The organism is Paenibacillus anaericanus (assembly GCF_003994475.1).
GTDB classification, from domain to species: Bacteria; Bacillota; Bacilli; order Paenibacillales; family Paenibacillaceae; genus Fontibacillus; species Fontibacillus anaericanus.
Genome location: NZ_RZNY01000041.1, coordinates 24,621 through 31,222, shown reverse-complemented (window position 1 = coordinate 31,222; position 6,602 = coordinate 24,621). Strand labels below are relative to the sequence as shown.

Annotated in this window: 5 protein-coding genes; 4 read left to right on the top strand and 1 reads right to left on the bottom strand. The window is 43.0% G+C overall.

Translation table 11 applies throughout. From position 1 onward, the window contains the following. Window positions 1-115 precede the first annotated feature (115 nt). Entirely contained in the window at window positions 116-3,406 is a 3,291-nt protein-coding gene (locus EJP82_RS25680; RefSeq protein WP_211350301.1) for an OmpL47-type beta-barrel domain-containing protein, read from the bottom strand. A gap of 405 nt (window positions 3,407-3,811) precedes the next feature. Between EJP82_RS25680 and EJP82_RS25675 the strand changes: the two genes are divergently transcribed. The 4 genes from EJP82_RS25675 to EJP82_RS25660 are packed head-to-tail and all read left to right on the top strand — an operon-like array spanning window position 3,812 to window position 6,597. Continuing rightward, entirely contained in the window at window positions 3,812-4,390 is a 579-nt protein-coding gene (locus EJP82_RS25675) for a CD3073 family putative ECF transporter S component (RefSeq protein ID WP_127194925.1), read from the top strand. Beyond that, window positions 4,380-4,892: a CD3072 family TudS-related putative desulfidase gene (locus EJP82_RS25670; protein WP_127194924.1), complete on the top strand. Its 513-nt coding sequence runs from the start codon at window positions 4,380-4,382 to the stop codon at window positions 4,890-4,892. Before EJP82_RS25675 ends, EJP82_RS25670 begins: the two co-directional genes overlap by 11 nt. Next, entirely contained in the window at window positions 4,892-5,734 is an 843-nt protein-coding gene (locus EJP82_RS25665; RefSeq protein ID WP_127194923.1) for an ATP-binding cassette domain-containing protein, read from the top strand. The genes EJP82_RS25670 and EJP82_RS25665 overlap by 1 nt, the downstream gene beginning before the upstream one ends. Then, window positions 5,719-6,597 (top strand): ATP-binding cassette domain-containing protein, encoded by an 879-nt coding sequence (locus EJP82_RS25660; protein ID WP_127194922.1) that lies wholly within the window; start codon window positions 5,719-5,721, stop codon window positions 6,595-6,597. Before EJP82_RS25665 ends, EJP82_RS25660 begins: the two co-directional genes overlap by 16 nt. The last annotated feature ends 5 nt before the right edge of the window (window positions 6,598-6,602 follow it).

The window sequence follows — 6,602 nt, the reverse complement described above, 5'->3', positions numbered from 1 at the left end:
CCAATTGTTAGTTGTGTCTAACAATTGGGGTGCAGTTCATCATAAGATCCGTGGCTTTTTTAGGTTGAGCTATTTTGCAACAATGACCGTTTGCCCTACCTTAATTCATTTCTTATTACTTTACAACACGAACCGTAATGATCTCGCTTGAAGATACACCCGAAGCGTTGATTAATTCGGCACGGTATTCATATGTGCCTACGGCTCTATCTTTCAGACCAGTTACAGCACGCTGAGCATTAGGGGTAATTTCCGCAAGATTCTGGGTATCTACTAACTGTCCATTCTCGTAAAGTCGATACTCGGAACCATTGGTTCCCCACCACATATTCATAGAGATGTTGTAATTCCCATCACCATCCCAGTTATCTTGGGATAATACGGGTTTACCTGGACCTGCATTCGTTACCACGACAATAAGTGGATTCGATGCAGTCGTTCCTTGTGAATTGATCAATTCACTAGTATAAATATAGGTTCCATTCGCTTTGCCAGTAATATCTATTGTTAATGCCTGTGCAGTCGGCGAAGAATCAGTTAACTGTCTTGTAGCGATTAATACACCGTCCTCGTACAACTTGAATTCAGAACCGTTATTCCCCCACCACATATTCATGGAAATTGTGTAATTCCCATCTCTAATCCCTGTATCGTAGCCATTATTGTCAGACAATACAGGCTTGCCAGGGGCACCTTGCGCAAGTAGCTGGCCTACACGAAATGGAGTACTATTCTTGGATACATTACCGGCAACATCCACTACTGTATATTGCACGTTGTGATCACCTACACCAAAGTCTTTCGCATTGATCGGTTGGCCAATTGCAATTTCTTTCCCATCGACCGATAGATTTTGCGTAGCTATACCAGACCCTGTATCCGTACTAACAAGTTCAAACTTTAAGACATCCTGCTCTAGTACATCTCCAACTGCTTTGCCTGAATGGGTCAATGTGACGATTGGCGCAGTTTTGTCCAATTTCACTTCGATAGACTTTGTCGCTTCGATATTACCAGCAGCACTCACTGAGAAGTAGCGAACGACATTAACTCCTTCAGAATCAATTGATACAGGCCCGGCATAAGTAACTTCAGGTCCATCATTTATCGCGTATTTCGTCGTAACTTTACCCGAGCCTTGATCTGTAGCAGTTAAAGTAAGGTTGACAGCTTGATTAAACCAACCGCTATTGTTAGCTGCCGCTGACAGAGTAGCTGTAGTAACAGGTGGAACTGTGTCAGGGATAAGCGAAATATCACTTAATCCACGTACCTTTAATTGATAAACTCCTTTAAAGATCGAGGAAACTCCACTCAAGTTCACTACCTGACCTTCCTGATAAGGAAAACCTTCAAGCTGTAATCCTGTTCTCACATCTACACGGACATGATTACTGACGTTACCACTTACCGCATCAAATTCAAAAGAACCGGTAGGAGCAGCCGCTATAATATTACGAATCGTAACATCACGGAGTTCAATAATTTGCCCTTGATTCCCGTCATTTACAGTAGTAGCCTGCTTTGCAGTTGGTAATTGTGCTACCCCCGTTTTCTCTATAGATACAGGATTAGTTAACTCAAGCTCCGCATTATAAAGGGCAAGTGGTGCTGTAATTTTCACAACATCGCCTTGATGAAATCCACTTGTACTCTGGAATACATAAATACCACCTGTCGCATCTTGCAGATAGAATGATTGTCCGCCAAATGCACTGGGTTCTGTCGTTATCGTCCCTTGGAAAGTGACTACAGTCCCTTCTGCTTTGCTCCGTCCTTCGGCGATCGTGATTAAAGTAGGAGTAGGATTTCCTTCAGCCGGGAGTGGTTCTGCAGGCACATTCGCTAGCGTTACTGAATTAGTTATAAGGTTATTCCCATTCAGTCTTAATCTAAGATTAGCAGCGCCCGTTGTACTTGGTTTGACTCTAACGGTTAAATCTTTATAGGCACGACCTTGGCTATTCGAAGTTACACTAAAATTTCCGTATCCATAAGCTGCCGGCCAAGTACCATCTTGATTTTGAATCTTCGCTATTTGTGTACCACCGGAAGTCAGATAGATTCCTGTACTAAAACCTGATACGGTCGAATTGGCCGGTAGATTATCCACTACGACACGGATTTGGAAATCCTGTGCATTAGGAAGTGTGGCTTGATGTACGAAACTATAGGATGCATTAGCACTCGCTGTAGCACCACCATACGAACCAGCTTTAAAAGTGGACTGATCCCACCATTTGTAACCCGCAGCAGGAGTAGACCATGGTTCAGATTGTGGTTCAGTAGAAGCTTCTGGTGCCTCAAAAGGAAGTAACGTTGTCTTCTCATCCAATTGTAAATTAGGTACTTGATCTAGACTTGTATAATTTTCTTGCTTCGATAACCAATTCACCATATTCACGAGCAGAGTTGCATCATCTTGCTCTTTAAAGCCATCATATGTGGTCTTCGAAGTTCCTGTTTCCTCACGTACATATTTAGGGGAGGCATCCTCTACAGGTGAGGAATCGCCAATGAATGCAGCTTTACCTAATCCAACCTTGGATACAGCTGCGTAAGGACCTTCCGCAATGCCCCCGCCATTATAAACGCCTTGATCTACCGCATTCCCCCAAGCTGCAGTAGTCTTAGGTAGATAAACGATTCCTTTGGCTTTAGTAGGGTCAGTAATAGCTAGAGTAGAACCAGCATGCATGGCTACTTTTGATACCCCATCTGTTATGCCAAAAGCTTGATTCGACGCAACAATCCCATTTGCAGTAATATCACCTAGAGCATTATAACGGAATCGAATCCCAAAATTACTACCAAGCCAGTCTGAGCTAACGACATCTTGCATCGCAGCGGAATTTCTCTCCTCCGTGCTCATTCCTTTCGCGGGATCCACCCATGCCCCCCGCCGATAACCATTTATAGATTCGGAACCATCCCAGCGGTTCTTATTACGATCTGCATTATAGTGATCACCGATAAAGAAGATGCTTCCACCTTCCTTCACGTACCGTTCCATAGCGGCTTGTTCACTTTGTTTAAAAGGAATGTTCGGCTCCGCTACAATAAATACAGAATAGCTACTGAGGTCACTATAAGTAAATGATGAAGCCTTGCGAAGCTCTTTCACATCATATCCATTGTTTACTAGTGCATTGCCAAAATCCGAAAATCCACCGTCAATGACCCAATCAGCAGCTCCAGCTGTCTGTCCATGCGTGTTATCGAACAGAACTTTTTTACCTGCATTTTCATTGACTACTTTTGCCGCAATGTACGGTGCAGGATCACTTGGTCCTTCAGCATAAGTTGATGGAAGTGCGCCACCAAACCCCAACTGAATTGATAACGCTAAAGACAACGCAACTCCCGACCTCAACCATTTAGCTCCGATTCTAGCAAACTTATTCATTATTTCCCTCCAATTTATAATAGATAGTACAACATCCTCATTCTGCCATTGGAGTATTATTGGAAAACCATGGTTATGTAAAAAAATATGTAAATAGCGGAAGTTGTTTTAAATAAAATCGCGGATATTGTTACCTAGATTACAAACACCTAACCCTAAAGTTCTTATCAAGTATTTATCTTGACATATGCAGAAATTTAACTAGAATAAAGTTTATTAATCCAATGAGTTTAGTCAAGATTAAGTTTGAATCGTCTGTAGATGTTTGGCTAACCCTCTGTTATACACAGTTGCAAACATCTCGTTATGTACAAAGGAGGAGTCCGATTCATTCATGATTTTAGAATATGAGATTTACAACCGTGGTTTGCTAATTTTTATAATCTAGCTTAAGGAGAAGATCATATGAACAAAAAAACTCAAATCATTACTATAAGTGCATTGGCTGTAGCTATTAACGTTATAGCCGGTACCATTGTGGGAAGTCTAAAAATTCCTTTTCTGTTTCTCGATACCGTCGGAACTATTTTCACCGCTGCTATATTCGGACCTCTTTGGGGAATTCTAGTTGGGATTGTTACAAATTTGGTTCTAGGCGTAACATCCGGATATACCGCCATTCCTTTTGGACTTGTCAATGCCGTTGTTGGTCTTGTTGTTGGTCTATTGGCTAGAAAAAAAGGGTATCGCTTATCAACAGCACTCACATCAGGTGCGATTTTAGCCATCCTTTGCCCGTCTATAGGTACTATTATTGCCATTGGCCTATTTGGTGGATTAACAGGTGGAGCGCATGATGTAGCCATCCTTTGGCTCAAACAGGCTGGAAGTAGCTTGTTCACTGCTGCCTTTCTTCCTCGACTCGCTGAAAATTTAGTAGATAAAGTTCTATCTGCCGTTCTCATATACTTTGTCGTTAAAAACCTGCCGCAATCTCTGATCAAGACGTCTAATAGAAAGAAGAAATCATCCATTGAAGCGTAGTAAACAACTCCTTGTCGTCTCACACTGTGTCATTAATCAGAACGCAGTCGTGGACGGCGAAGCTCGTAGTCCAGGCATCATGAAAGCGGCAGTTGACTGGTCCTACAAACAAGGTTATGGAATTTTCCAACTCCCATGCCCCGAATTTACCTTCCTTGGTCCTGACCGCCCGCCTATGACGGTTGAGGAATACGATACACCAGAATTTCATAATCATAATCGCAAAATATTACTACCGTATATTGAGCAACTAAAGGTTTATCAGGATCACGGCTACGAGATCGTAGGAGGACTCGGTATATCCGACAGCCCTTCGTGTGATCCAGGAAAAGGCGTATTTATGCAAGACTTTATTCAGATCGCAACTGAATATGAAGTGAACATTGATTTCTTCTGGCAAATTCCAAATACCCCAAGTGGTAAGTTCGATCCGAATCATCCGAAGGGCATATTTGGACCTGTATCATCATCCATCAAGGTCAATGAGGCGGTGAAGGAGTAATGATTGAAATTCAGAACGCTTCATTCTCCTACACGGAGTGGGAGGACGAAGAGGATACTCAGTACACTTCTCGTGTGCTTCATCAAATCACTTCTAGCATTAAACCTAACGAATTTGTAGCGTTGCTTGGCCGTAATGGGTCTGGAAAATCTTCCCTAACCCGTCTGCTTAACGGAATTGAACTTCCATCTGAAGGCTCTGTTCAGGTGGAAGGAAGATTCACACATGTTTCTCAGAGCATCCCGCTGATCCGCAGAGCTGTACAGATCGTATTCCAGAATCCAGAGAATCAACAGGTTGGGATGACTGTTGGTGAAGACATAGCCTTTGGTCTGTCAAATATCGGCTATCCCCAGCATCAAATTCAGGAACGTATTGCCTGGGCTATTGACCTCGTAGGCTTGGATGCCGATGAGGATCGTCCTGTTACTCATCTCTCAGGTGGAGAACAGCAAAAGCTCGCCCTGGCCTCTGTGTTAGCCTTATCTCCAAGGTATCTGATTCTAGACGAAGCCACCTCCATGCTAGACCCCGTGGCCAGAAAACAATTTGTTCGTACATTACATGAAGCGCGTAAGCGGCAGCCTTTCGCCCTCATTTACATTACACATCATCTAGAAGAAGTTCTGGAAGCAGATCGTTGGATTTTGTTCCGTAATGGGCATCTGTATCTTGATGGCTCCCCAGATCAATTTTTGACCAACGAAGCTCTCCTGTCAGAATGTGGCTTGGAATTACCATATTATCATGCTCTGGCTCTTTCATTACAGGGCAAAGGGATTCCAGTCTCAACCTCTCTAGGGATAGAAGAATTGAGGGAATTGTTATGCAGATTCAATTGAACAACGTCTCCTTCACTTACGAGAAGAAGAAAAGGAAGACAACTTCTTTCCTTGCCCCTCCCGTTCTAAATCAACTTCATATCACGATTAAGAGCGGCGAAATGTTGGCTATTGCTGGAAAATCAGGTTCCGGTAAATCCACTTTTCTACAGCTACTCAAAGGATTTCTTGCTCCAACAACAGGAAACGTGTTACTGGACGACATCGATCCTAACTCTTCGCGAAAACCTGAGTTGTTTGATCAAGTCGGCTATATTTTTCAGTACCCCGAACATCAATTATTCTCAACAACAGTATTTGATGATATTGCATTTGGACTGCAAAGTGCCAAACTACCTAAAGAAATTAAAGAACAGAAAGTTCGCAAAGCAATGGAAGTCGTTCAATTGGACTATGAGGAGTTCAAAGATCGCAGTCCATTTGAGCTAAGTGGTGGTGAGAAGAGACGGGTTGCAATCGCTGGAGTTGTAGTGCTTGAACCTAAGCTGCTTATTCTTGATGAACCAACTGCCGGCCTGGATCTACCATCCAGAACTGCATTATTCCAGCTTCTGCATCAAATGAATGAGGAACAGGGACTCACGATTATCTGGGTTAGCCATCAGCTTGACGAAATTGTAAACCATGCATCTAGACTGCTGGCCTTGAAGAACGGCATCTTCATTGCAGACGGTTCACCCGTCACAACCCTTTCTGATCCTGAATTATTGGAGTCCTTCGGGTGGGAAGAACCTTCTGCACTTGTCGTATCGCGCATGCTTAGACAGTTTGGAATCACTTCTAGCAACGGTAAGTTATCACCGGAAGAGGCTGCTGATGCCATTTCATTAATACTTAACCAACAACAAATTCTAGTTAAATGAGGAAC

Bases quoted from the DNA above. Each gene is read 5' to 3' on its own strand.
- EJP82_RS25660 (WP_127194922.1), top strand. From the start codon at position 5,719: ATGCAGATTCAATTGAACAACGTCTCCTTCACTTACGAGAAGAAGAAA.
- EJP82_RS25665 (WP_127194923.1), top strand. From the start codon at position 4,892: ATGATTGAAATTCAGAACGCTTCATTCTCCTACACGGAGTGGGAGGAC.
- EJP82_RS25680 (WP_211350301.1), bottom strand. From the start codon at position 3,406: ATGAATAAGTTTGCTAGAATCGGAGCTAAATGGTTGAGGTCGGGAGTT.
- EJP82_RS25675 (WP_127194925.1), top strand. From the start codon at position 3,812: ATGAACAAAAAAACTCAAATCATTACTATAAGTGCATTGGCTGTAGCT.